The following is a 24,503-nucleotide window of genomic DNA, read 5'->3' as shown; positions in this document are numbered from 1 at the left end:
AATGACTGTGAATAATTTTACTTAAATCACCTGTTGGCGCAGGTGGTTTTCTTTTTATACAGCTCGAAAGCATTCAACATTTTGTTTCTCAATTAAGTAATCCGTTAAATTTTCTTTAAGTACGACATCCTGACCAAACACAAAATATTTATCATCTTGCTGAATTTCACAACCATAGCAATCTTCAATTGGATGATCAGGTTCTTTAATTGATTCCTCTTCAGCAATCTCTTCCACAAATATTGCGTCGATATTATGTTTATTGAGATGGACCAACTGTTTGCTTAATCCTTTTGTGTCCCATTCAATTTTTTCAATAGAACCGAAACCATTTATAATTGTTTTAAATTGTTCTACTGTAAAACTTGCTTTAGCACCTGATTTAAAAACCAATGTTACTTCCTTCAATTAACTCACCTCCCTTCGAGTTGAAACCTTACGGTTCATTTCGTACATCTTGCGCTTTGCTTCTAATTCCATAGCCAGTAACAATGTAGGGCTGTTCTTTGCTTCAGCACATCTTTTTCTTACTTCATGACCTTTCATGATTCTTGTTGCGGATAATACTCCGTTCATTTTCCTTCACCATCCTTGTTTATTTTTTAAATAAATCATCCACGGTTGTCTTAAAGTGTTGAGCTAATTTTTTTGCTTCCGTTAAAGTAAAATCACTCTTTCCTTTTTCTTTTAAGTAATAGGTCTGTTTCGATATATTTATTACTTTACCGGCAGCTTCCTGAGTCATTCGATTTTCTCTACGGGCTATAAAAAGATTTTGATACATAACCTCATCACCTCATTTCGACAATAATTCTCTTAAAAGAACAGTTTGTTCTTTATAAAGTGACAAAATTCGACATTTTGTTTTGAAAAAAAAGTGAGGATTTCTCCTCATCACCTCACTACCTTTAAACGGTAGTTGGAGTCAAAAAAAATCATCATCATACTTCCCGTCATTAATTATAGGCAATCGAATATTATCAGATGGTATTTTATATACTATAGATGCTTTCTTTAAAACATGACCCGGAATAGCTGTAATACCTTGTTCATAATTACGAAGTGTTTTCCCAGTAACACCAAGCATTACAGCCGCATTCTCTTGACTTAATTCAGCGTTAACTCTTGCTGCTTTTAATGTTATCTGCAACATATCATTACCTCCTTCCGTTAATTTCTACACTCAATATACTACCTTTAAACGGTATAGTCAATACTAAAAAGTATAAAAAATACCTTTTAAAAGTATTTTGCCTCTTTACACAACTACCGAAAAACGGTAAAATAGTATTAGAAAGTGAGGTGATATCAATGAGTAGCCAACAAGAAATGAAAGATATTATGGCAACAAATTTAAAAAAACATGCTAATAAAAAAGGTGTATTTCAATCTGATATTGCAAAAGAATTGGAGTTACCGGAAACAACTGTTTCAAATTGGTTTAAAGCAAAAACATATCCAAGACCCGATAAAATACAATTGCTAGCTGATTATTTTAATATCAATCGATCCGACTTAACTGAAGATAAGCCTTCTAATTTATATGAAGCTCCTATTCATCCAGTTAAAGTACCTATATTGGGAAAAATAGCATGCGGTTTACCTATCAGTGTGGAAGAAAATTTTGAAGGATTTCGTTATGAAATGCCAGATATTTTGCCACGAGGAGAAGTATATTATTTAGAAGCTAAAGGGAATTCCATGGAACCAACTATACCTAACGGATCGTTTGTATTAATTAGAAAGCAAGACGATGTGGAGAATGGTGAAATAGCTGCTGTACAAGTTAATGGTGATACGGAAGCAACTTTAAAAAGAGTAAAAAAACAAGGTAACGTTGTAATACTAATGCCAGATAATACTTCATATGAGCCTTTAATCATCACAGAAAGTACTCCGGCAAGAATCATTGGTAAAGCAATTAGATTTACCAGAGATCTTTAAATTTCTAGCGCTAGCAATTTAAAAATTAAGAGTAGACGACGGTCTACTCTTTTTAATACACAAAAGAGAGGAACTAAATATGACCATATACAAAGACGAAAAAAGGGGTACTTATTATTTTGTAGTTAGAGTTAGACAGTATGACGGAACTTTAAAGCAGGTAAAACGTCGTGGTTTTAAAACAAAAAAAGAAGCCCGTGAAGCTGAAGCAAAGATGTTGATTGAAAAAGAGACCACTTCAAGTTTAACTTTTTCCCAAATCGCTGATAGTTATTTTGAATGGTATTCACAAAGACGTAAACAGTCTTCAATTAACACTATAAAAAACGCAATTTATAATCACTTAATAAAAGAGTTTGGGAACATGAAAATGGATCAAATCACTGCAAATCATGTAATGCGTTACCAAAACAAAATGATGAGTAAATACTCGGCTGAGTACTTAAAAAAATTTCATACAACACTTTCAGCTATATTTAACTTCGGAATAAAATTTCATGGGCTAACTACCAATCCTGCTAGAATCGCTGGGAATTTTGAAAAAGACTCAAATAAGAGGATAAATTTTTGGGAGTTTGAAGAGTTTAAAAAATTCATTTCAGTTGTGGACGAGCCATTATACAAAGCCTTTTTTACAACACTTTATTATAGTGGTGCCAGAAAAGGTGAACTGTTAGCTTTAACATGGGCGGATATTAATTTCGAAGAGAAGACAATTGATATTAATAAAACAGTATATAACCGTCAGGTTACAGAACCAAAAACAAAGTCTTCTAAACGCATTGTCATGTTGCCTAATTTTACAATGGATTTATTAAAAGACATAAAAAAAAGGGCCAATTTATCGGTCCCAGTTAAAGATGATTATGTTGTGTTTGGTGAATTCTATGACTGTATAGCTACGACTACACTACATAAAAAATATAATAAATACCTAAAGGCATCTGAAGTTAAAGAAATTGTAATGCATGAATTTAGACACTCTCATGCATCATATTTAATAAATAAAGGCGTTAGTCCACTTGTAGTAGCTCAACGCCTAGGTCATTCAGATGTAGCAACAACTTTAAACACTTATAGCCACTTATATCCATCAAAACAATCGGAAGTAGTTGCATTTATGGAGAACGATTTGGTATAATCGTTACCAAATCGTTACCACGAACGTTTCAACCGTTGATAATATAACGTTAGTAAAGACCCTGTTCGTCAATTCCTTTTTTCTGTCTTATTTCACATTTAATTTTTCTTTCACTTTCGCTGGAAGCTCGTCTTTCTTCACTTCTTCCCAAGCTGATACACCTTTTTTATCTGAGTGGTATACGCGTAAGAATGCTTCTTTACGAAGGTTTTTTTGTGCCATAAATTCTAATTCTTTTTCTTTACCTTCTTTATCAAATCCAGTTAATTTATATTGGTAATCTTTATATGGTTCACCATTATCAGATTTACCATTATACTCTTTTCCATCTACTGTAATTTGAACGTAGTACTCATCTTTACCCATACGATTTAAATCACAGCCAACTAAAAGACTCGCAAATACAACTAAAATACTAAAAAGTGCAATATATCTTTTCATTTCCTTCACCTCATGTGTTTTTCTTATATTGTTATCTTAAAGCCCAGAGCTTAAAGAAGAAATTCAAAAACATGACATGAACATTACACTTTTGTAAGATAGTAATTATTTCTTCACTTTAGAAACCGTCATCCCGTCACCAATTGGAATAAGTACAGATTCTAAATTTGGATGAGCTGCTACTACTTCATTAAACTTCTTCATAACTTCTGTATAACGTTTTTGTTTCGCACCTTCATCAGCTACACTACCACCAGCTAGAACATTATCTGTAACAATTAAAGCACCTGGCTTAGCAAGCTTAATGCAGTACGTTAAGTAATTTTCATAATTCTCCTTATCGGCATCGATAAAGAAAAAATCAAATCGATTATTACCTGTAGCTAATATTTCAAGACTTTGTAAGGCAGCACCAGTCATATATGACACTTGTTTTCCGAATCCCGCTTTATGTAGATTGCTATGTGCTACCTTTGCATATTTTTCTTCTAGTTCCAGTGAAGTTAACGTCCCCCCTTCTCCAAAACCTTTCGCAAGACAAATTCCGCTATACCCACCTAATGCACCTATTTCTAAAATATCTTTCGCTCCAGAAATAGAAACTAACATCGTCAAAAGTTTACCAGAAGAAGGCGATACCGATATGGGCGGCATTTCGTTTTCTTTTATGGAAGCAATCACTTCATCCAAAAGTGTATCTTGACTACAAAATACGGAATCAATATAACGATTAATTTGTTTCATCAGATGCAGTCCCTTTCTCTAAATCTGCCTTCTCATCTAACATAGGCGCTTCTTCTGTTTCACTCTCATGTATTTCAAATAGTTGTGTAAATTCATTAATAACCATATCAATTGCTTTTAATTCCCCAATTAAAATTTGCTGAATAGACTGGAATTCTGGCTCACTTAACTGTTGTTTAATTGTCGCTCGTTTCAAATTCATCATTTCTAAAAAAGCAATTGCTCTCCCGCGTCGAAATGTTTTCGGCCCGCGATGATGCGATCCATCTCTCCCTTTATGACGCTCACCACGGTGGTGTCCTTCTTTCATGAACTTATCTTTTCTCATTTCAAATCCCCCTTTGTATACAAATGTATACGTTTATTTTATTAATCACAAGTGTATACGTTTGTATACATAATGTCAAAAGAAAAAGCCTTAAGGGAGATGAATTTTATCATTCATCTCCCTTAAGGCTTTTTCTCCACTATCTCTTTACTACCAATTTTTTATGTACCGATTACCGCCAATAACGTCTTTCACGCCAGTTTCGCCACTTATCATGGGCTTTATCACGTAATTTCCTTATACCGTTTATTACACCTTCTATTATGCATTCTATTATAATATCTATCACAATGTATCTTATAAATCTAAGAATAGGACCTATAATGTACTTCAATATAAATTCAAAAATATTTTCCAGCATATATCCTCTCTTTCTGCCCCTCAATTATAACTCGAAAAAAGAGAACTTTAAAAGAAGCTCAAATAACTAGCAATGAATGAATTGAACAACCTAAAGCTACTTTAGCAGTTTCGTTTTCAATATGTGAAAAGTAATTTCTAAATGATGAAGTGACTATATATTGTTTTCTAACTTTTGAGCGAAAGTTTTTTACATAAGTTTCATTTTGGACTTTTACGCCAAAAGAAAAGACCTCCTTAACGATTGCATTCCATCGCTAAAAAGGTCTTTTTCTATTTCAGCTAAAAACTTAGCACTCTTCTGGCTTACCAGCATTCGTCGCTGTACGGAAAGATGATCCACATCCGCATGATGCGATTGCGTTTGGATTGTCGATTGTGAATCCGCCGCCAAGCATAGATTGTTTATAATCAATTTTTACTCCTTTAACAATGGGAGCACTTTCTTTATCGATAACAAATTCGACACCGAAAAACTCAAGAACTGTGTCGTCTTCGTTTGGTTCTACTTCAAATCCTAAGCCGTAAGAAAGACCACTACATCCGCCGCCGTGTACAGCAAGGCGCACGTACTTCTCTCCATCCTCAGCATCTTTTAACATATCTTTAATTTGAAAAGCTGCTTGTTCTGTAACTTCAATCATGAAATACACCATCCTTTCTGTTCTCATTCTATTATACATCTTTACGCTTCTATCTTGTACTCATACACTCCGCGGCAAATTACTTCCGCTGGTCCTTTCATTAACACATTGCCTTCTTCTGTCCATGCAATCATTAAATCGCCGCCAGCTAAATGAACTGTAATTTCCTTACCACGTTCCATTTTTCCATTTAAAATAGAGGCTACAACTGCAGCACACGCCCCTGTTCCGCAAGCTTGTGTTACACCAGATCCACGTTCCCAAACGCGGAAGTTCATCTCTTCCTCATTTAAGATTTCGATGAATTCAACATTTACTCGTTCCGGGAACATTTCATGTGTCTCAAGGACTGGACCAAGCGTTGTAAGAGGTGCTTGGTCTACATCATCAACAAAAATAACTGCATGCGGATTTCCCATTGAAACAGCTGTAAATGCATAACGATGATTATTGTATAAGAAGTTTTCACGAATAAATGGTGTTTCACCTTCACCAAGCATCGGTATTTCTGCACGTGTTAAACGAGGTGCTCCCATATCGATTTTCGCTAATGTAACTTTCCCTTCTTCTACCGTTACTTCCGCCGTTACAATGCCAGCTAACGTTTCAATTGTGAAAACTGTATCTTCTACTAGTTTATGCTCATACGCATATTTCGCTACGCAGCGTAAACCGTTACCACAGCTCTTTCCTTCTGATCCATCATTATTAAACATGCGCATTTTCACCGGCGCTACGTCAGATGGACAAATTAAAATCATTCCATCTGCTCCAATACCAGTATTAATATTTGAAACCTTTTCCGCCACAAGAGCTAAATCTTCTTCAGGAATTTGTTCTTCAAACATATTTACATATATATAACTATTGCCAAGACCATGCATTTTTGTAAAAGAAAATTGGCTCATTTGTATTCACTCCAAAAATAATTTGTTATTTCAAGTATAAAATGCACGCTTTTAGAACACAATATGAATGTCCCCCGTTTCTCATATTTGACAACATTTGGCGATGAGCCAATCTTGCGCAAATTGTGTAAGAAAAAGCCCTTCTAAAAGGGCCTTTTTTTATTTATATACAGTATTATCTCCCTGCGAAAGAAGATTTTATCTCATAGAAAAAGAAAAAGGTGCTGCCGATTGCAACACCTTAAAACATTGGATTTTCATCCAAATACTCATATACATTATTAACAAGCTCTTCTACTGTAGCACCTTGTACTACTTCACCATTTACAAGTGCAAACGGTCCTTCAAAACAAATGCCACAATATCCTAAACAACCATACTCCATTACATCTAAATTCGGATCTTTTTCTAATTTCTCTAAAGCTGCTTGTGAACCACTTGCAAGGTTACCTACACAAAATTCAATTAATGGTTTAATCAAAATTCTCCCCCCTGTACTACAAAACAAATTACTTTCTGACTTCATCTATAAGAAAAAAACTAAGCTGTTTCTTGTTGTTTTCATTACACCTTCTAAACTATTTAGTTACTTCATTATTTCACTTCAAAATAGATGATTCCTTCTATATAACATGCTACTTGCGATGAAATGGTAACTAAATAAGAAAAACAGTTTACTCTACTTTTCTTCTTATTGTACAACAGAGTATTCATTCATGCATTGTTATTTGTTCACAAATTCGATATAATTTGATTGAGTAAAGTCAAAATATTTTATTAATATAAAATTTTATGATTAGGGGATATTTCAACAGAAAAGGGGTAATCCATCATGAAACACCTCGTAATATTAGGTGGCGGCTACGGTGGAATGAGAATTCTGCAGCGGCTACTTCCAAGCAACCAACTTCCAGATGATGTACAAGTGACATTAATCGACAAAGTACCATATCATTGCTTCAAAACTGAATATTATGCATTAGTTGCGGGTACTATTTCAGAAACGCATATTCGTATACCGTTTCCTGAACACCCACGCCTCAATATTCAATATGGCACAGTAACAAATATTGATCTCGAAGAAAAAGCTGTTCATCTCGATGGCGGCGAAGCGATCCAATATGATGATTTAATTATTGGACTTGGCTGTGAGGATAAATACCATAACGTTCCTGGGGCGAAGGAATATACACATAGCCTACAATCGATTGAACAAACACGTAAGACATATGAACAATTAAATAGTCTAGAACCAAATGCAACAGTAGCTGTCGTTGGCGCTGGATTAAGTGGCGTTGAAGTTGCAAGTGAACTTCGCGAGAGTCGTTCTGATTTAAAAATCTACTTATTTGATCGAAAAGATAGAATTCTATTCCCATATCCAGAGAAATTAAGTAGATATGTAGAAGAATGGTTCGTAAAACATAAAGTTACTATCATACGAAACTCTAACATTACAAAAGTAGAGCCAAATATTGTGTACAACCACGATGAACCACTTGAATGTGATGCAATCGTCTGGACAGCTGGTATTCAAGCCAATGAAGTTGTTCGAAACCTTCCAGTTGAACAAGATGGTAGCGGACGGGTTGTTTTAACAAAATATCACAATATTCCAAATAACGAGCACGTATATGTTGTAGGAGATTGTGCAGCACTTCCACACGCACCATCTGCACAACTTGCTGAAGGGCAAGGAGAACAAATTGTCCAAATATTATTAAAACGTTGGAATAATGAACCACTTCCTGACGAACTACCTGTCATTAAATTAAAAGGTGTTCTCGGCTCTCTTGGTAAGAAGCATGGCTTTGGTTTGCTAGCAAACCAACCATTAATGGGACGTGTACCTAGATTACTAAAATCCGGTATCCTCTGGATGTACAAATATCATAACGGTTAATACTTTACAGACTGTCTACTAAGTAGGCAGCCTCTCTTATTCGTTAAAATATAATTATCAGACACATCTTTCTCAATATGAATCATGATTTATTTTTCATTTTCATATTAAAAACTACCAATAAACAGTGTATGCTATTTATAAGTTGTTTTATTTCCTTTAAGGCCGAATTCATTCGGTCTTATTTTTTGTGTTGTAAATACTTTTACAGGAGGCATTCCATTTCACTTATGAACGTTACGAAACTAAACGATCGAATAGAAGCGAAGAAGAAAGAGTTGATTCATCTCGTTGAACAATATGGATTCACTCATCATAAAGTAATTTCTTTCAGCCAAGAATTAGATCGTTTACTTAACTTATTAATAGAAATCAAGACGAAGAAAAAACGTTGCTCTTTATAACCGTTACCTTCTCTTTTTTGATACGATAGAACTAGAATCAGAAAGGAGCCATCTATGTTTATATTAAAAGACGTTACATATAAAGATATACTGCACATTCCTTATTTACAGATTCAAAAAGAAAAAATCACATGTATAATCGGTGAGAGTGGGAGCGGAAAAAGCACATTGCTCCGTATGTTAAATGATCTACAATCTCCAACATCTGGAACAATTGAATATAACAGAAAATTGATTTCTGACTATCCCCCTATTCAATTACGACGTGACGTAGTCATGCTTGGGCAAACGCCACCTATTTTCGATGGAACCATTAAAGACAATCTATTAATGGGACTTCGTCTTTCTGAAAAACCATTTCCAAATGATGCCGCCTTGCGAAGTGCATTAACGACTGTTAGCTTAGAAAAAAATTTAGAAGACAACGCTAATTCATTATCAGGCGGGGAAAAACAACGACTTGCTTTTGCACGTATCGTACTTATGGATCCACCTGTTTATTTATTAGATGAACCAACTTCGGCGCTAGATAGCGATACAGAACGACGCGTTATGAAACAATTCACTACGCTAGCAAGAGAAAAGAACAAAACAGTTATCGTTATCACACACTCGCAACAACTTCCAGAAGAAATTGCAGACGATATTATTGAGATTAGTAAAGCAAACGGTGCAACTAGAAAGGACGTGCTCTCAGTTGAAGGGCGTTATTGAACTCCAAATTTGGCAACTTGCCGCTGCATATATTTTCATTCTTATTTTAATCGGGCTCGTGAAATTAAAAGGGATACCTCGCGAAAAACAAATCGCGCTCGCAACGTTCCGTATGACGATTCAGCTCGTACTCGTTGCCTATGTCCTTACATACGTATTTGAAAATAGTAATCCATTTTATACAATTGCTCTCATTACTTCTATTACTACCTTTGCAATTTTTAATATTTATAAACGAGTGAATATCCCAATGTCTAAAGAATTAAAACGAGTAGCCGCCCTTTCCATGGTAGCCGGATCAATTGGGCCACTTCTACTATTTATCTTTGTTATTATCGGACACGATCCGTGGTATGCACCGCAATATATCGTTCCGATTACCGGAATGTTAGTTGGGAATGCGATGACAGGTGTTTCTCTCGGTGCAAATACGTTCTTAAACAATATGAAATCGCAAAGAGGTCAAATCGAGGGGGCACTTATGCTCGGTGCCACACCGAAAGAAGCCGCTGCTCCGCTCATACGCGACGCTTTTGACTCCGCTATTTTACCAACAATCAATTCTATGGTCGGAATGGGAATTATAAGCTTACCGGGCATGATGACCGGTCAAATCTTATCTGGTGTATCACCATTTACAGCCATTCAATATCAAATCGCAATTATACTCGGTATTTCAGGAAGTACCGCTTTTGCTGTTATTATCTTCTTGCAGCTTGGATATAAAACTTTCTTTAATAAGCGGTGTCAGTTGAAGGAAATTGACTATGACGGACGGTAATCTGGCTTTTTGCTCGGTAAATGATGCACCTTTCTCGGTGAGTGAAATTATATCGACGATTTTTCGAATATATCTATCATAACTCAAAATATATCAACGATTTTTGAAATATATCGACTTACCGACAAAAAATGACAATAAACAAGAGGAGGCTAGTCGCCTCCTCTTTTTACTTACGCCTTCTTCACGAATTGTGATTTTAACTTCATAGCTCCGAAACCGTCGATTTTGCAATCAATATCGTGATCACCATCAACTAGACGGATGCTCTTTACTTTCGTACCGATCTTCACAACTGAAGAAGTTCCTTTTACTTTTAAATCTTTAATGACAGTAACAGCATCGCCGTCTTGAAGAACGTTTCCGTTCGCATCTTTTACAACTTTTGCACCATCATTATTTTCAGCTTCTGCTTCTTGGCCCCACTCATGAGCACATTCTGGACATACGAAAAGAACGCCATCCTCATACGTATATTCTGAATTACATTTTGGACAATTTGGTAAAGTAGCCATAAATTCATTTCCTCCGTTCATTATTTATACGTAAAAATCAAAATTGATGTTTACATCTCGATAAATAAAATTTGTACAGCATTTCTTTATAGTGCCATAGTCTCACGTTATTGACAAGCCTACCTGGAATTCTCATTTTTTATTGTATTTTACAAAATTTCAATTCGTATGGTGTTTTACAATAAAAAAGAAGAACCCTCACAAGATTCTTCTTTTCAAAATGGACGAGTTCTCGCTAGAACCCCCAACCATTTTCTTCGATGTAAAATTGATACTCTTCTAGCTCATCTTCACTTAACTTCTTATTATTCTCATATACTTCTTGCCATTCAAAATAGTCTTCATTAAAATAAACAGCAAATTTAATTTTCACATTTTTCTTCTCTGTATAATCATAGCCAGTAAATTCTACTACATCATAATCTTGTTCTTTCTTCACAAACTTCCAAGTCGGATTATCCGTCATAATCTCTAAAGTCACACCTTCACCACTTGAACGAACAACATTTTTAATATTTGGCTCAGTTGGTAATAAGGAAAGTCCAAAGGTTGCTCCGCCAAATACTAACCCTACTATAATGTGTAAACCAATCATACCAGCAAAACTAGCTCCACCCTTTGATTGTAAATAATATGCCTTCTCATGATCTGGCATATCTTCTCCCTTATGTAATACACGAACAGCGTGCTTATAATATAAACGGTTTCCTTGCCATCCAGTAAATATCATCATTCCTAATTGAAAAACTAGACCAATTGATAAAAAAATTCCATCTGGAATGTCTATAAAAGGAGGTATAAGTATACTAGGAACCGATAATAACATAAGGATAATAAAAAATTTATACATTTTACGGTAAGCTAACCAAAAAGGTGGGAAGAAAAAGGCTACCCAATTCCACGTATTCCCTTGCGCTGGATTTTCTACTTTGCCCCACTTAAAGTCATAATAAGCTGTATTCTTTTGAACAACTTTATGTAATTCTTGTGGAGAAATCGTTTCTTGTAAAACAGTGTCCTTCACGTACATCATCCTTTTCTCATATCTACATACGTGTATTTTATAGAAATAAAAAGAAGGAATCTAACAAAAAGTACATATATTTCATAAAAATGAACAGAAATCGAATATATTCCGACAATTATCCGTTTCTTATTCCATGTTACTTTTAAATATATTAGAATACTTATGAATGATAGTTTTAATACACTAGGTTAACCATTTTGTATATTTGATAATAAAAATGTTTCACATGAAACTATCCATATTTCGTATTATCTTTCCTCTACAAAATACGAAAGACGCCCTTTCAAAAAGGCGCCTTTTTTACAGTTGAAAATTTACTAATAAATTAAATGAATTGTTTAATACATGAATTCCAATTGGAACGAGTAAATTGTTTGTTTTCTTATAGGTGTAGGCTAAACATATCCCTATACCAAAAATATATAAAATACTCCCTACTGTAAGGGGATGCCCTAAAGTAAATATGAAAGCACTTATAACGGCACTACTAAGTGTAGAGAAGCGCTGAGATAATTTCATAAAAAACATACCTCGGAATACAAGCTCTTCCCAAATCGGCGCAAAAATCGTGAGTACAACTACATATAAAATGATTTCATTTTTAGTAGGCTCTATTACTATATTAGATCCCTCCACACCAAGCCCATGTGGTAAAACTAAATTTAATACCGCAAGATATATAAGCAGTACGATCATCGTCATTACTATTGTTACATAATGTTTAAAATGGTTGAACTGTATTGATTTTACTAACTGCACACAGTAATTTCTTGCTGGTGCATACATTACAATAATCATACAAAACGTGAAGGGTGAAATGAGATGATTTACATACCACGGATATAATGAGAATTCATATAAAAAGTTCAAATAACCAATTCCATACATTACCCCAAAAATAATTCCGATCATACCGATTACTTCTAGCATACTCATTTGTACATTCTTTTCTTTATATGTAACTAATTCCGTTTCCATCCTATCCCCTCCAGTATAATTAAACTTTTAAAACCATTATATACCAATTACGACACAAAAAGAGACGATACAATTTACTGTATCGTCCACTTCCCTCTACACGTCTCAATTAAATGCAATAAAAATCTCTTCGTCATATCTGCCCTTCTCCATCTTGAGAGCATTCGCTTTTCTTTTGGATTCTGCCGTATTCTCTCTACTTCTTTTAATAAAGGTCCCCATTCTTCCGATGAATGTTCTAACAAGTATTGCAATCCTCTATCTTTTGAAACGATTGTTTTATGATCTAGTGTATATAAAATACGCCCCATCGTAACGACCGCTGATTCTACCCATTCTTCTATAAAGAATAAATATGGCTGCTTCGCCTTCCCGCTCCAGTACTGTTCTACGTTGTATTTCATCGTATTTACTACATCATCCCACCTTATTTGGAACGAAAGGTCTTCTGCTTCTTTCCCGATCACTGTAATACCTTGATTTTTCAATGTCCACCATGTGACTGCATTAATATCCCAATGTCCTATATTCGCCTTACCATCTGCACAATACACGTACTCATTCATTTCATCATTGTATTTTCCTAAATCAGCAAGCGGAATATACATACCATCCATTCTTTTCCCTAACGTACTACCACTAAGTTTCTTATGAAGCTCTACAAGTTGCTGTTTTTCAGCTTCATTCACGGGATCACTTATTACCGTGACAAAATCAACATCGCTCGTTTCTGCATGAAATGCACCGAGTGCGATGGATCCGTAAATATATACCCCGACTATTTTTTCATCTAAAAAAATTTCTTTCAGTCCTCCTATGTACTGCTCCATCAACTGCTCTACTTCTTTCAGTAACGCATGCTTCACTACATTCTCCACATCTATCCCTCCAATAAAAAAAGCCTTTGCAAATTCGCAAAGGCTTCCTGCTTTATAAATATTTCTCGATTTCTTCGTAAACATCCTTCAAACGAGGATTTCCTTCTCCAACAATTTCTCCATTTACAAGAACGACCGGATAAAATAAATCTTCCTCCACTACGCGCTCTGCGAATGCTTTTTTATCTTCATCTTCTTGTTCTTCTTGAAAATCAATATACTCGAAATTAAATTTATTTTCTTGTCCTTCATATTTACGACCAATCGCCGCTTGTAACCACTCAAACGTTTCTGTTGAAGATGGCATTCCAACGCAGCTCGCACAAATTACTTTCGTCCCATACACTTGCACATTAACCATTTCTTCTCCCCCACTTCTTGTTCTAACAGTATATTCAGATACCTTATTACATAAGCACATCATTTTACAAACTCATTCCATACCCCTATACTGAAAAAACACGTTGTAAACATGATAAAAAATTTCGGCAATAAAACAAGAACAGAAAAAATAGATTTTCCCCTCTATCTTGATTATAATAAAACTGATGAAAGGAGTCGATAAAAATGGAAAACCCACATATGCAAGAACAAGTACTAGAAGTATTAGATAAATTACGTCCATTCTTACTTCGCGATGGCGGAGACGTTGAATTAGTAGACATTGAAGAAGGTATCGTAAAATTACGCCTTATGGGTGCATGCGGAAGCTGCCCAAGTTCTACAATCACACTAAAAGCTGGTATCGAACGCGCATTACTTGAAGAAGTACCAGGCGTTATCGAAGTAGAACAAGTATTTTAATCTAAAAGCAGAAGCGGCTCGTTCAGAATCGCCTTCTAAAAGGAGACCAAATTTGGTCTCCTTTTTTTATACAAATCACATTTATCCGTTAACATCATAAAACAAAATTGGAAATCCTTCTCAAAAAATGCGATAATTGATACTATATAGTGAATCGTTCACACATATAAAGTAAAAAACATAGGGGGACGACACATGCCAAAAATGGGGAACACGTTTTTAACAATTCAAGAACTAGAAAAGAAAAAAGAGTATTTATTAGACCTTTCATCCGTTATACCGACATGGAATGCGAGCTATCAATTTTTATTTAAAGAAATCCAGCAAGAATTATTGAGTAAAGTAAATGAAAAAATCGAACAACATCAATTCATTTTAAATATATGTGCAGATCAACAGGTAGGGGCATAATGTATTACATATAATTGTGGTATATAAAAAAGAGACCTCAATCGGTCTCTTTTTTATATTTTTAAGACAGCCAATCTAATTTTCTAATCCCGAGCTTATCAACTGGTAAACGAAGTGAGCCATAAAAATGTTTCATAAATTGCTCAGAGCGGTTCACATCGTGTAAAATGGCTTCTAAGCGATCCCTATATATGCTTTTTTGTTCTTCGTTTCCAGTTTGGTAATATCGTTCGACTGTTTCAAAATAGTGAAGCGGGAACAGGAGCCTTGCAAATAATAGGCGCCACCCAAATGAGGATAGCGAATAGTTCCGTTCATAATCTGTAACAAATTGAACGATTGTTTGCTCCCAGTCTTTCTTTTTTTCAATCATCATATAGCGGATTAATTCTGCTATATCTCGAGTCGGGTGATCATACACCCAGTCAAAAGGAAGTTTGAGACGCTTCGTTTGATGCCATAATAAAGGTGTGAATCGTTCTTGGCAAATTGTTGCTGCATCCGTTAGTTGCGGCGTATCATCCATCTCTGTATCAACAACGTATTGAATGGCATTTTCCGCAACTCCTAAGTAATACGGGAAGGATTCAATAAACAATTGATCGAATACGTCTGTAGGGTGGTTCATCACTTGTGACTGCCAAAACTTTTCTAACTGATCGAGCCTTTTTTCCCATAACGCTTTCCATTCACCAATGCGGCTTAGTTGCTCAATTTCTTCTGGAAAGAATGCACCTCGTTTATGGAATATGGAAAGCTCACTTCCTAATGATATAGCATGCCGCTCTAACGTACGCATACCTTTTAATAAGCAGTAATTTTGTTCTTCTATCTCACTTACATAGTAGCCGTGTATAGTCGGAACGAAAGTCGCTACAGTTATATCCCCTTGCTGGTTCATATAATCACTGAGCTTTTTCATCTCTACAAGTACTTCTTCCTCCATTTCTCCAATTGGAACAAGTACATAAATTTTGTTGCGAATCCAAAAGCTTTTATAGGGGCCAAGGGGGATTAATTCTTTAACATGCATATGATAATGCTCATAAATATGATGAATCATCGCAGTCGCCACCTATGGTTTTTCTTTATATATATGAGCTTGTGCTCGCCTTTCATTCCTATGCACATGATAAAGCAACGAAACGTATACAAATACTAAAAAGAAAAAAAGGTGATAAACATGAAAGAATCAAATCAACTACAAGAAAGAGCATTACAACTATTACAAGAACGCGGTGTAACAATTGACGATATTGCTGAGCTTGTTCATTTTCTTCAAAAAAAATATCATCCAAATTTAGAGATGTCAGAATGCCGTTATAACGTTGAGCGTGTATTATCAAAACGCGAAGTACAAAACGCACTAATTACTGGTATCGAACTCGATGTTCTCGCTGAAAAAGGAATGTTAAGTGAGCCATTACAAGATATCGTAAAACGTGATGAAGGCTTATACGGAATTGATGAAGTGATCGCACTTTCTATCGTTAACGTGTACGGTTCTATCGGTTTCACGAACTTTGGATATATCGATAAATTAAAACCTGGTATTTTAGAATACTTAAATGATAAATCAACTGGAAAGGTGCATACATTCCTTGATGATATCGTTGGCGGAATTGCTGCCGCTGCTTCAAGCCGTTTAGCGCATAGAGCTGAGCATTCGGAGTGAAATATGAAAGACCGTCAGTGTCATACTGACGGTCTTTCGTATTCCATGAGCATAAATTCTCTTCGACGGCTCAAAAAAATAGGACCTTGTTGAAAACCTATTTTTTTATATAGCGTAATCGCTCTTGTATTAAATGTCGCTACGCTAAGTCGAAACGTTTTCGGCTTATATTCTTTCGCTGCAAAAGCTATCCCAGCTTGAAAAAATATTTTCCCCAGCCCTTTCCCTGTTAACTCCGGCTTCATGCCAAGTCCGATATCCATTACATCTTCTCCACCATATAAATGAGCATCTCTTCCCCCTGGCACTTGTGCATTTTCCCCAAAACAAAAATAACCGATAAACTCTCCATTATCGTCACAACAGCCATAATACGTCCCATCTAATAATTCCTCTATTACTTCTTTCTCGCCTGAAAAACTATACAAATTATAAGGTTCTTCGTACGTCCACGTATTTATCTCATTTGCTTCTTCTACCGTCAGCTCATGTATTTCCACTTTCTCTTCCCCCTATTATATTTCTACTAACAATATTCGATACTCATCTTATAATTCATCTTTCTCAATATATTTTTTTAATTTCTCGCTTTATTTCCATGGAAGATATTTCTTATTATGTTACGATTAAACAGAATCATTTGAAATAAGGTGGTGACAATTTGAATTATTTTTCTTATCTCTCCTTAGAAGAACGTCAAAATTTTTTCTATAAAGAACCTCTTAGTTTTTCAAAAAATATAGAGAAAGAGCAATTAGCGTACGCATTAGGTGCTACACTATATACTCCTGGCACGAAAGAAACTATCGCGGAAGATATAATTAGAAAAAAACATGTGGAAGCTACCTCGATTATTTTTTGTCTAGAAGACTCTATCAGCGATAAGGAAGTAAAGTTTGCAGAGCAAAATATCGTCTTTCAAATACAGCAAATCTCCAACTTGGTCAGTGATAACATACTAAATCAAGCAGACATCCCCCTTCTTTTTATTAGAGTTAGACAGCCAAGTCAAATGAGGACAATTGTTACTGAATTAGGTAGTGCGGTTCATTGCTTATGTGGTTTTGTCTTTCCAAAATTCACACCCGTTAATGGAAAGTCTTATATCGATCAGCTTGCCTATATAAACAAGCTATATTCATTATCCCTTTACGGAATGCCGATTTTAGAATCCCCAGAAATTATGTATAGAGAAACACGTGTAAAATCATTGTTACAAATAAAAGATCTACTAGATTCCTATCGTGATTACATCTTAAATGTACGCATTGGTGCTACTGATTTTTCAAGCATATTTGGTATTCGGCGTAATAAACACACCCCTATCTATCATATTACTGTTGTTCGTGATTGTATTTCCGACATTATTAATATTTTCTCCAGAGCAACAAATGGATATGTTATTTCAGGATGTGTATGGGAATATTTTTCTAATGATTACGAAGAAGGGCTCATTCAAGAGGTATCGCTTGACCATGCAAATGGATTAATTGGAAAGACAGTCATTCACCCATCTCATATTAAAGTTGTACAAGCAATGCACATTGTTACAATGGAAGATTATTTAGACGCAAGGTCAATTTTACAACATGCAAATACGTATAACGGAGTGCTAAAAAGCAGTTTTGCTAACAAAATGAATGAAGTAAAGCCCCATTATAACTGGGCTCGCAAAACCATTTTAAAATCTAATATTTACGGGGTGCTACATGAAAACAAACAATTCACCGATCTCCTTATTACAAACGCAAAACAACACGTATAACGTTTTGAATAATATAAAGGTTCATGTAGAAGTACGTGATAATCCATATAACTTAGAATTAGACAATCTTTTTCAAATGGCTGCGAGAATCAATAAGAAGCGGAGTTTTTTATTTGTAAGTACAATTCTTGGAAAGCATCTTCCTATTAAACCTGCAGTCTCTCTAGCAAGTGGATTTGCTCTCGCTGCAAGATATATGGAAATACTACATAATACTTTTCATCCATTTCAAAAAGAAATTTTAAATCTTATTTCATTAGAAGTTGATGAAATTCCAGAAGAAATATTTCATTATCAATATCCCTTGCCAGAAGAAGTTTTATTTATCGGATTCGCTGAAACAGCAACAGCACTTGGCCATTCTATGTTTCAATGCTTTCAAAATGCAAAGTATGTACATACAACTAGGGAATCGATACCCAATCTCGAATCTGTCATTACATTTGAGGAAGAACATTCCCATGCAACATCACACCGTTGTTATGTGGATAAAAGCTTTTTTCAAAACAACAATCCAATCATTCTCGTAGATGATGAGATGACAACTGGGAAAACCGCACTAAATATTATCAGGTCTATTCAACAGCAATTTCCACGAGAAGAGTATACCATCGCTTCTTTATTAGACTGGCGTTCTAATACTAATAGAAGACAATTTAAACAACTAGAAGAAGAACTTCAAATAAAAATTCATGTTATTTCTTTATTAGAAGGCCGCATTCACACAACTGGCCAGCCATTGAATATTACAAAAACAGATACTCATATTGAAGAAACAAAACCTTATTTCAAAAAACATACGATTATTTGTCCAGCATTATCCTATACATCAAATTATATAAAATATACTGGACGCTTTGGCATTTCATCATATGAACAAAAGCACATTCATTCTTTTGCTCAAGAAGCAGGAAAAATGTTACAAAGAAAAAGAATTGGAAAACGAACACTCTGCCTCGGAACGGGTGAGTTTATGTATATTCCAATGAAAATTGCTGCTGAAATGGGTGAAAATATTTTATATCAATCTACAACACGAAGCCCTATCCACCCTGTTTCAAATGATGTGAACTACGCCATTCATAATCATTTCTCTTATCCAAATCCCGAAGATTCTACTATTACAAATTACTTTTATAATATTTCACCCCATGAATACGATGAAGTATTTGTGTTTATGGAACGTGATGTAGGAGAAGAAGCCTTATCACCTCTTCTACAGCATTTACAAACAGTTATTCCTTGTATTCATATCGTCTCATTTTCAAATAGCATAGAAAAGGAAGGTTGATAATTATGGTAAAGGTAAATTCCCATATTAGTAGTTACGATCCAAATGATGCTATTCTTCTATTAAAAGATATTAGTGATTTAATGAAAGAAAGTTCCACAGAAACGAGAGAACAAGCCATTCAAGCTGGCATACATTATTCTGAAATGTTACCAACGGAATATAAACCATCTAAAGCATATATGGATTTATTCTTTTCTTCCCTGCAACATTACAAACACAAACTAGCCATCGCTGTCGGAGTTGTCGCTGAACAAATTATACAGACTAAAGGAACGAATCTCGTCCTCGTCTCATTAGCGCGTGCTGGTACACCTATTGGTATTCTTATAAAACGCTACATACGCTATCAATATAACCTTGATGTACCTCACTATTGTATTTCTATTATTCGTGGACGCGGCATCGATGAAAATGCACTTCACTATATTTTAGAACATCATCCTACAGAAACAATTCAATTCATTGATGGCTGGACTGGAAAGGGCGCAATAAAAAAGGAATTGGAACAGGCAGTACATACATTTAACGAGAGAAATAATACACACCTTTCTCATTGTATGGCTGTACTTGCTGATCCCGGTTACTGTACTTCAATTTACGGTACACGCGAAGATTTTCTTATCCCTAGTGCTTGCTTAAGTGCGACCGTCTCTGGACTAATTAGCCGCACTGTACTAAATGACACCTATATTGACCCAAATGATTTTCATGGTGTTAAATATTATAAAGAGCTAGAACAAGAAGATTTATCAAATTTCTTTATCGATGAGATAACAGATTTATTCCCTTCTGTTCATTCTCATATAGATAATCAATTACATTATATTGCTTCAACATACACCGATCCATCTTGGCAAGGATTAAAAGATATACAATCTATCCAAACTCACTTTGAAATTGATGATATTAATCTAATTAAACCAGGAGTCGGTGAAACAACTCGCGTATTACTCCGGAGAATACCGTGGAAAATTTTAATACGAAAGCAAGACACTCCTGATTTAAAGCATATTTTACTTCTTGCTAAAGAAAAGAATGTCCCTGTTGAAATATATGAGAATATGACTTATTCATGTTGCGGACTCATTAAGCCTCTTAGGGGGAATACGATATGATTTTCGCCAGTGATCTTGATCAGACACTTATTTATTCCCGTAAATCATTTCGTGCTCATATAGAAGATAATTCAATTCAGCTCATTGAAACTTTAGATGGAAAAGAAATTTCTTTCATAACATATAAAACCATTACACTACTAATAAAATTGCAACTGCATTCATATTTTATCCCAGTTACAACAAGAACGATTGAACAATTTCAACGTATTACTTTATTCCAAAATGAAATCATTCCTGAATATGCCATTACAAGTAACGGCGGTAATATCCTTCATAACGGTAAGCAAGATGTTACTTGGAACAAAGAAATAAAAAAAAGAATTTCAGTAGAATGTATAGAGAGGAACGATATACTAAAGGAATTTGAACAAATCGCTCATAAAGATTGGGTTATATCACAAAAAACGGCTGATGATTTATTCCACTATTGCATCATTAAACGAGAGAACATTCCTTATGATGAATTATCATCCTTCACTTCCTGGTTAGACAAACAGGGCTGGAATCATTCACTTCAAGGTAGGAAACTATACTTTGTACCAAAACCAATTAACAAATGGGACGCCGTGCAATATATACAAGAAATACTACAAATGGATACTATTATTACAGCTGGGGATTCTTTACTTGATTTATGCATGCTTGAAAAGGCGAACTATGCCTTCGCACCACTTCATGGTGAATTAGGGGCAACATATAATCATTTACAACCCCATATTGTAAAAACAGATGCAATCGGCATATATGCCGCAGAAGAAATCGTAAGTAAATCACTTCAAATCATTCACAGTTCATCACCTACCTCATAATTGAAATATGCACAATTGCATACGCACGCCCATGGAACAAATGGTACAATTTATTCGAATCGCTGTTGCTACACTTCTTGATCAAAGAAAAGGCGTTAAAACGGATATTAGCGCCTTATCAAACTCAAGCAATTGGCACATTTTGTCATCTTGAAAGACACTCGAAAGAGTGTCTTTTTTTCTATACCTTACAAGGACTTACTCATTTCAAAGCATAAACACATAAAATAATGTAACTCTTTACACGCATGAATCCCTTTCTAAAAGTTGCGAAGTAGACTCAAAATAAAGAAGCACTCTTGGCTAGAGTGCTTTTTACTTTCAAACAAGGAGGTTACATAATATGGATAGTACTCTCGTATTTAACTTCGGCATTGGTATTGTTATCATTTTATTTGTTTTCTTTGTTCTTTGTATGAGCGGAGTGTAGAAAGACGATTTGAGGCGTCTTTTTATACATATGTATTACTTGACTTTCGCAAAAGAAGTAACAATAATGGTTACAGTGAAACCATTCACATATCCACAAATAGGAGGAAGAACAATGAAACATGTAATCGTTTATGCACACCCAAATACAGAAAGCTTCAACCATGCGATTTTAGAAACGGTAAAAAAGGAATTAGAAGAAAAAGGTCATGAGGTACGCGTTCGCGATCTATACGAATTAAACTTCAACCCAGTATTAGGCGCTTCCGATTTCATCTCATTTTCTCAAGGAAACACACCAGCAGATATTAAAGAAGAGCAAGAGCATATCTCTTGGGCTGATAGCATTACATTCATTTACCCAGTTTGGTGGGCGGGACTTCCTGCTATTTTAAAAGGATACGTTGACCGTGTATTTAGCCACGGCTTCGCTTATGCTTACGGTGAAAATGGCATCGAGAAGTTATTAAGCGGTAAAAAAGGATTATTATTATCTACAATGGGAAATACGAAAGAGGCATACACAGCAGGGGGTATGTTTGAAGCAATGAAGAAAACAGCAGATGTTGGTATTTTTGAATTTACAGGCATTGAAACAATTGAGCATACATTCTATACAAGTGTCCCTTCTGTGGATGATAGTGTGCGTAAACAATATCTTGAAGAGGTTAAAGATGTTGTGAATCGTGCGTTTTAAATAACATTATATCAGCGATTTTCTAAATATATCAGCGCAACTCAAATTATATCGGCGATTTTCTAAATATATCAGCGCAACTCAAATTATATCGGCGATTTTCTAAATATATCGACTTATCGACAAAAAACGACACTAATTACAACTGAATATTAGCCCACACCAATCGGGCTACCCGCAAATATTAGAAAAAAGCTGCTCCAAAGTTTGGAACAGCTTTTTTCATTACATCTTCTCAATCCATTCCGTCAAGTTATGCACAACTTGCGTCGGTTGAACTTCGTATTCTGTTAACTTCTCCACAGTTGTTACTCCAGTGTGGACAAGAAGTGTATGCATACCAGCATTTATTCCTGCTAAAATGTCTGTATCGTAGTTATCCCCAACCATTAATGCTTCATTCTTTTCTATGCCAAGCACTTTCAAGGCTTGTTCCATAATGATTGATTCTGGTTTTCCGATAAAGATTGGATCCACACCTGTTGATACTGCTACAACTGATGTTAATGAACCGTTACCTGGTAATAATCCGCGCTCAGTCGGAATGGCAATGTCTCCATTTGTAGAAATAAACGTTGCGCCGTTACGCACAGCAAGACAAGCTTTTGCTAATTTTTCATATGTGATGTCACGATCTAAACCAACAACAACGAAATCAGGATTTTCATCTACAAGTTCAAATCCTTTTTCCACAAGCGCATCGTGTAAACCTTCTTCACCAATCATATATACAGTTGCGTCTTGTTTACGTTCGTAAATGAAGTTTGCTGTTGCCATACTCGTTGTGAATACTTGCTCTGCTTTCGCTGGAATATCGAAACGAACAAGTTTTTCTGCCACTTGTTCTGGTTTACGAGTTGAGTTATTCGTAACGAATAAATACGGAATGCCGCGCTCTCCTAACGCTTTGACGAAGTCGCTTGCTTCTTCAATTTGTTCTTCTCCGCGATACATTGTACCGTCTAAGTCAATTAAGTAACCTTTATACATCGATTATGTCTCTCCTTCTATGCTAACGTTCTCACCTTATCATACCACTCTTATATTACCCGCTTTTCCAAAAGAAAAAAACGCTTTACCTTAAAGCGCCCCATAACGTTCATTTTTTCTCTTTTATTTGGTAAGAACAACTACAATCGCCCTCGCACATGTTTGCTAGCGTTTTCACATCTGCGTTCGCAAATAAACGATTATACATCTCTTTTTCATCTTCACACACTTGCGGGAATCTCTCTGCAATTTCCTTTAACGGACAGTTTTGTTTTTCAATTACGAAAGAGTTCTCTCCATCTCTCTTGATTTGAACCATATAACCATTTTTCTCTTGCATAGCTGCTATCTCTTGCACTTTATATGCTAAATTCTTTTGATTACTCACTCGCTTTTGCAACTGTTCTTCCATACGCTTCGTTCTCTCTTTTAAAACGTAACGAAGTATTTTTTCATCGCCCATTCGAGCTAAATCTTCTAGCATATCAATCGCAAATTGCTTATACTCTTTCGGAAATGTATCTTCTCCCTTTTCGCTTAATCCATACAAATAAGTTGGTCTTCCGACATGTTGCCTTACCATCTTGGAATAGATGAAACCATCTTTCTCAAGATTACTTAAATGTCTTCGAATTGCCATTTCTGTAATCTCTAAAATTTCAGCTAGTTCCGCTACGGTGTGCTCTCCCTTTACTTTCAACAACTGCACAATTTCATCTTTCGTCGTACGTGCTTCCCCCATGCTTCACCCTTCTCCCTCACATACAATATAAGACCCCCAAAAGGCATTCCCTGGGGATC

34 protein-coding genes are annotated in these 24,503 nt (G+C 35.4%); 14 read left to right on the top strand and 20 right to left on the bottom strand.

All coding sequences use genetic code 11. From position 1 onward, the window contains the following. Positions 1-54 precede the first annotated feature (54 nt). The 4 genes from RTP99_RS14425 to RTP99_RS14410 all read right to left on the bottom strand — a co-directional run bounded on the left by RTP99_RS14425 (position 55) and on the right by RTP99_RS14410 (position 1,153). Positions 55-408 carry a YqaI family protein gene (locus tag RTP99_RS14425; protein ID WP_046646643.1) on the bottom strand — a complete coding sequence of 118 codons (354 nt, stop codon included), beginning with the start codon at positions 406-408 and terminating at the stop codon, positions 55-57. After that, a complete protein-coding gene (locus tag RTP99_RS14420; protein WP_166668129.1) occupies positions 409-576 on the bottom strand; it encodes a hypothetical protein in 168 nt (55 codons plus the stop codon). Positions 577-595: 19 nt separating this feature from the next. Next, a complete protein-coding gene (locus RTP99_RS14415; RefSeq protein WP_270691819.1) occupies positions 596-784 on the bottom strand; it encodes a helix-turn-helix transcriptional regulator in 189 nt (62 codons plus the stop codon). Positions 785-925: 141 nt separating this feature from the next. Next, positions 926-1,153: a helix-turn-helix domain-containing protein gene (locus tag RTP99_RS14410; RefSeq protein ID WP_065383384.1), complete on the bottom strand. Its 228-nt coding sequence runs from the start codon at positions 1,151-1,153 to the stop codon at positions 926-928. A 158-nt stretch (positions 1,154-1,311) separates the two neighbouring features. Between RTP99_RS14410 and RTP99_RS14405 the strand changes: the two genes are divergently transcribed. Next, positions 1,312-1,944 carry a LexA family protein gene (locus tag RTP99_RS14405; protein WP_144535507.1) on the top strand — a complete coding sequence of 211 codons (633 nt, stop codon included), beginning with the start codon at positions 1,312-1,314 and terminating at the stop codon, positions 1,942-1,944. Positions 1,945-2,023: 79 nt separating this feature from the next. Next, the gene (locus RTP99_RS14400) at positions 2,024-3,085 is read left to right on the top strand and encodes a tyrosine-type recombinase/integrase (RefSeq protein WP_270691820.1); all 1,062 of its coding nucleotides are present in this window, start codon (positions 2,024-2,026) and stop codon (positions 3,083-3,085) included. Between the two features lie 87 nt (positions 3,086-3,172). Here the strand turns inward: RTP99_RS14400 and RTP99_RS14395 are convergent, their stop codons facing one another. The 7 genes from RTP99_RS14395 to RTP99_RS14365 form a co-directional block, all read right to left on the bottom strand. Beyond that, positions 3,173-3,526 (bottom strand): YxeA family protein, encoded by a 354-nt coding sequence (locus RTP99_RS14395; protein ID WP_000833156.1) that lies wholly within the window; start codon positions 3,524-3,526, stop codon positions 3,173-3,175. A 105-nt stretch (positions 3,527-3,631) separates the two neighbouring features. Beyond that, complete coding sequence (locus tag RTP99_RS14390; protein WP_000809688.1) at positions 3,632-4,270, bottom strand: O-methyltransferase; 639 nt, start codon at positions 4,268-4,270, stop codon at positions 3,632-3,634. Beyond that, positions 4,257-4,598, bottom strand: a complete 342-nt coding sequence (locus tag RTP99_RS14385) for a hypothetical protein (RefSeq protein ID WP_001224264.1) — start codon at positions 4,596-4,598, stop codon at positions 4,257-4,259. Before RTP99_RS14385 ends, RTP99_RS14390 begins: the two co-directional genes overlap by 14 nt. Before the next feature lie 172 nt (positions 4,599-4,770). Then, on the bottom strand, positions 4,771-4,959 hold the full coding sequence (locus RTP99_RS14380; RefSeq protein ID WP_000892291.1) for a hypothetical protein: 189 nt from the start codon (positions 4,957-4,959) through the stop codon (positions 4,771-4,773). Positions 4,960-5,248: 289 nt separating this feature from the next. Further along, complete coding sequence (locus RTP99_RS14375) at positions 5,249-5,602, bottom strand: HesB/IscA family protein (protein ID WP_000573827.1); 354 nt, start codon at positions 5,600-5,602, stop codon at positions 5,249-5,251. Between the two features lie 41 nt (positions 5,603-5,643). Next, positions 5,644-6,510, bottom strand: a complete 867-nt coding sequence (gene dapF, locus RTP99_RS14370; protein WP_000077382.1) for a diaminopimelate epimerase — start codon at positions 6,508-6,510, stop codon at positions 5,644-5,646. A gap of 241 nt (positions 6,511-6,751) precedes the next feature. Beyond that, positions 6,752-6,991 carry a YuzB family protein gene (locus RTP99_RS14365; RefSeq protein WP_000595026.1) on the bottom strand — a complete coding sequence of 80 codons (240 nt, stop codon included), beginning with the start codon at positions 6,989-6,991 and terminating at the stop codon, positions 6,752-6,754. Between the two features lie 351 nt (positions 6,992-7,342). On the opposite strand from RTP99_RS14365, the gene RTP99_RS14360 reads away from it, so the two are divergent. The 4 genes from RTP99_RS14360 (at position 7,343) to RTP99_RS14345 (ending at position 10,312) form a co-directional block, all read left to right on the top strand. Continuing rightward, on the top strand, positions 7,343-8,413 hold the full coding sequence (locus RTP99_RS14360) for an NAD(P)/FAD-dependent oxidoreductase (protein ID WP_000682074.1): 1,071 nt from the start codon (positions 7,343-7,345) through the stop codon (positions 8,411-8,413). A 230-nt stretch (positions 8,414-8,643) separates the two neighbouring features. Beyond that, the gene (locus RTP99_RS14355; protein ID WP_001103326.1) at positions 8,644-8,817 is read left to right on the top strand and encodes an aspartyl-phosphate phosphatase Spo0E family protein; all 174 of its coding nucleotides are present in this window, start codon (positions 8,644-8,646) and stop codon (positions 8,815-8,817) included. A 54-nt stretch (positions 8,818-8,871) separates the two neighbouring features. Next, on the top strand, positions 8,872-9,531 hold the full coding sequence (locus tag RTP99_RS14350; protein ID WP_000470287.1) for an ABC transporter ATP-binding protein: 660 nt from the start codon (positions 8,872-8,874) through the stop codon (positions 9,529-9,531). After that, positions 9,515-10,312 (top strand): ABC transporter permease, encoded by a 798-nt coding sequence (locus RTP99_RS14345; RefSeq protein WP_000679251.1) that lies wholly within the window; start codon positions 9,515-9,517, stop codon positions 10,310-10,312. Before RTP99_RS14350 ends, RTP99_RS14345 begins: the two co-directional genes overlap by 17 nt. Positions 10,313-10,485: 173 nt before the next feature. Here RTP99_RS14345 and phnA read toward each other — a convergent pair whose 3' ends face one another. From phnA to RTP99_RS14320, 5 genes are all read right to left on the bottom strand, one after another. Then, positions 10,486-10,827 carry an alkylphosphonate utilization operon protein PhnA gene (phnA, locus tag RTP99_RS14340; protein WP_000212737.1) on the bottom strand — a complete coding sequence of 114 codons (342 nt, stop codon included), beginning with the start codon at positions 10,825-10,827 and terminating at the stop codon, positions 10,486-10,488. Positions 10,828-11,062: 235 nt separating this feature from the next. Continuing rightward, positions 11,063-11,857 carry a DUF2628 domain-containing protein gene (locus RTP99_RS14335; protein ID WP_011040806.1) on the bottom strand — a complete coding sequence of 265 codons (795 nt, stop codon included), beginning with the start codon at positions 11,855-11,857 and terminating at the stop codon, positions 11,063-11,065. Between the two features lie 297 nt (positions 11,858-12,154). Then, the gene (locus RTP99_RS14330; RefSeq protein WP_000447121.1) at positions 12,155-12,832 is read right to left on the bottom strand and encodes a CPBP family intramembrane glutamic endopeptidase; all 678 of its coding nucleotides are present in this window, start codon (positions 12,830-12,832) and stop codon (positions 12,155-12,157) included. 74 nt (positions 12,833-12,906) lie between these two features. Continuing rightward, positions 12,907-13,710 (bottom strand): nucleotidyltransferase domain-containing protein, encoded by an 804-nt coding sequence (locus RTP99_RS14325; RefSeq protein ID WP_041184796.1) that lies wholly within the window; start codon positions 13,708-13,710, stop codon positions 12,907-12,909. A gap of 52 nt (positions 13,711-13,762) precedes the next feature. Then, positions 13,763-14,071 (bottom strand): YuzD family protein, encoded by a 309-nt coding sequence (locus RTP99_RS14320; protein WP_000248590.1) that lies wholly within the window; start codon positions 14,069-14,071, stop codon positions 13,763-13,765. Between the two features lie 206 nt (positions 14,072-14,277). Here RTP99_RS14320 and RTP99_RS14315 point away from each other — a divergent pair, with 206 nt between their 5' ends. Together RTP99_RS14315 and RTP99_RS14310 are read left to right on the top strand one after the other, a co-directional pair. Further along, positions 14,278-14,514 (top strand): NifU family protein, encoded by a 237-nt coding sequence (locus tag RTP99_RS14315; RefSeq protein ID WP_000431159.1) that lies wholly within the window; start codon positions 14,278-14,280, stop codon positions 14,512-14,514. Between the two features lie 195 nt (positions 14,515-14,709). Next, positions 14,710-14,925, top strand: a complete 216-nt coding sequence (locus RTP99_RS14310; protein WP_001125488.1) for a hypothetical protein — start codon at positions 14,710-14,712, stop codon at positions 14,923-14,925. 61 nt (positions 14,926-14,986) lie between these two features. On the opposite strand, the gene yutH is transcribed toward RTP99_RS14310, so the two are convergent. Continuing rightward, entirely contained in the window at positions 14,987-15,988 is a 1,002-nt protein-coding gene (gene yutH, locus RTP99_RS14305) for a spore coat putative kinase YutH (RefSeq protein WP_000581277.1), read from the bottom strand. Positions 15,989-16,108: 120 nt separating this feature from the next. Here yutH and RTP99_RS14300 point away from each other — a divergent pair, with 120 nt between their 5' ends. Continuing rightward, the gene (locus tag RTP99_RS14300) at positions 16,109-16,600 is read left to right on the top strand and encodes a phosphatidylglycerophosphatase A family protein (RefSeq protein WP_000665103.1); all 492 of its coding nucleotides are present in this window, start codon (positions 16,109-16,111) and stop codon (positions 16,598-16,600) included. Positions 16,601-16,620: 20 nt separating this feature from the next. Here the strand turns inward: RTP99_RS14300 and RTP99_RS14295 are convergent, their stop codons facing one another. Next, positions 16,621-17,100 carry a GNAT family N-acetyltransferase gene (locus RTP99_RS14295; RefSeq protein WP_000402410.1) on the bottom strand — a complete coding sequence of 160 codons (480 nt, stop codon included), beginning with the start codon at positions 17,098-17,100 and terminating at the stop codon, positions 16,621-16,623. Positions 17,101-17,261: 161 nt separating this feature from the next. Here RTP99_RS14295 and RTP99_RS14290 point away from each other — a divergent pair, with 161 nt between their 5' ends. From RTP99_RS14290 to RTP99_RS14270, 5 genes are all read left to right on the top strand, one after another. Then, positions 17,262-18,365 carry an HpcH/HpaI aldolase/citrate lyase family protein gene (locus RTP99_RS14290; RefSeq protein ID WP_001106074.1) on the top strand — a complete coding sequence of 368 codons (1,104 nt, stop codon included), beginning with the start codon at positions 17,262-17,264 and terminating at the stop codon, positions 18,363-18,365. Beyond that, the gene (locus RTP99_RS14285; RefSeq protein ID WP_000856289.1) at positions 18,310-19,656 is read left to right on the top strand and encodes a phosphoribosyltransferase family protein; all 1,347 of its coding nucleotides are present in this window, start codon (positions 18,310-18,312) and stop codon (positions 19,654-19,656) included. Before RTP99_RS14290 ends, RTP99_RS14285 begins: the two co-directional genes overlap by 56 nt. 5 nt (positions 19,657-19,661) lie before the next feature. After that, complete coding sequence (locus RTP99_RS14280; protein ID WP_000241499.1) at positions 19,662-20,774, top strand: cysteine protease StiP family protein; 1,113 nt, start codon at positions 19,662-19,664, stop codon at positions 20,772-20,774. Beyond that, positions 20,771-21,586 carry an HAD family hydrolase gene (locus tag RTP99_RS14275; RefSeq protein WP_000575371.1) on the top strand — a complete coding sequence of 272 codons (816 nt, stop codon included), beginning with the start codon at positions 20,771-20,773 and terminating at the stop codon, positions 21,584-21,586. Before RTP99_RS14280 ends, RTP99_RS14275 begins: the two co-directional genes overlap by 4 nt. Positions 21,587-22,130: 544 nt before the next feature. Then, positions 22,131-22,712, top strand: a complete 582-nt coding sequence (locus RTP99_RS14270; protein WP_000683407.1) for an NAD(P)H-dependent oxidoreductase — start codon at positions 22,131-22,133, stop codon at positions 22,710-22,712. A gap of 225 nt (positions 22,713-22,937) precedes the next feature. On the opposite strand, the gene RTP99_RS14265 is transcribed toward RTP99_RS14270, so the two are convergent. Both RTP99_RS14265 and RTP99_RS14260 read right to left on the bottom strand, forming a co-directional pair. After that, positions 22,938-23,702 (bottom strand): TIGR01457 family HAD-type hydrolase, encoded by a 765-nt coding sequence (locus RTP99_RS14265; RefSeq protein WP_000276467.1) that lies wholly within the window; start codon positions 23,700-23,702, stop codon positions 22,938-22,940. 109 nt (positions 23,703-23,811) lie between these two features. Continuing rightward, positions 23,812-24,444, bottom strand: a complete 633-nt coding sequence (locus RTP99_RS14260) for a helix-turn-helix transcriptional regulator (RefSeq protein WP_000503352.1) — start codon at positions 24,442-24,444, stop codon at positions 23,812-23,814. Between the last annotated feature and the right edge of the window lie 59 nt (positions 24,445-24,503).

The sequence above is a fragment of the Bacillus sp. (in: firmicutes) genome (assembly GCF_031983925.1).
Lineage (GTDB): Bacteria > Bacillota > Bacilli > Bacillales > Bacillaceae_G > Bacillus_A > Bacillus_A pacificus.
The sequence above is the reverse complement of the archived record's forward strand: the minus strand, read 5'-3'. Positions and strand labels throughout refer to the sequence as shown.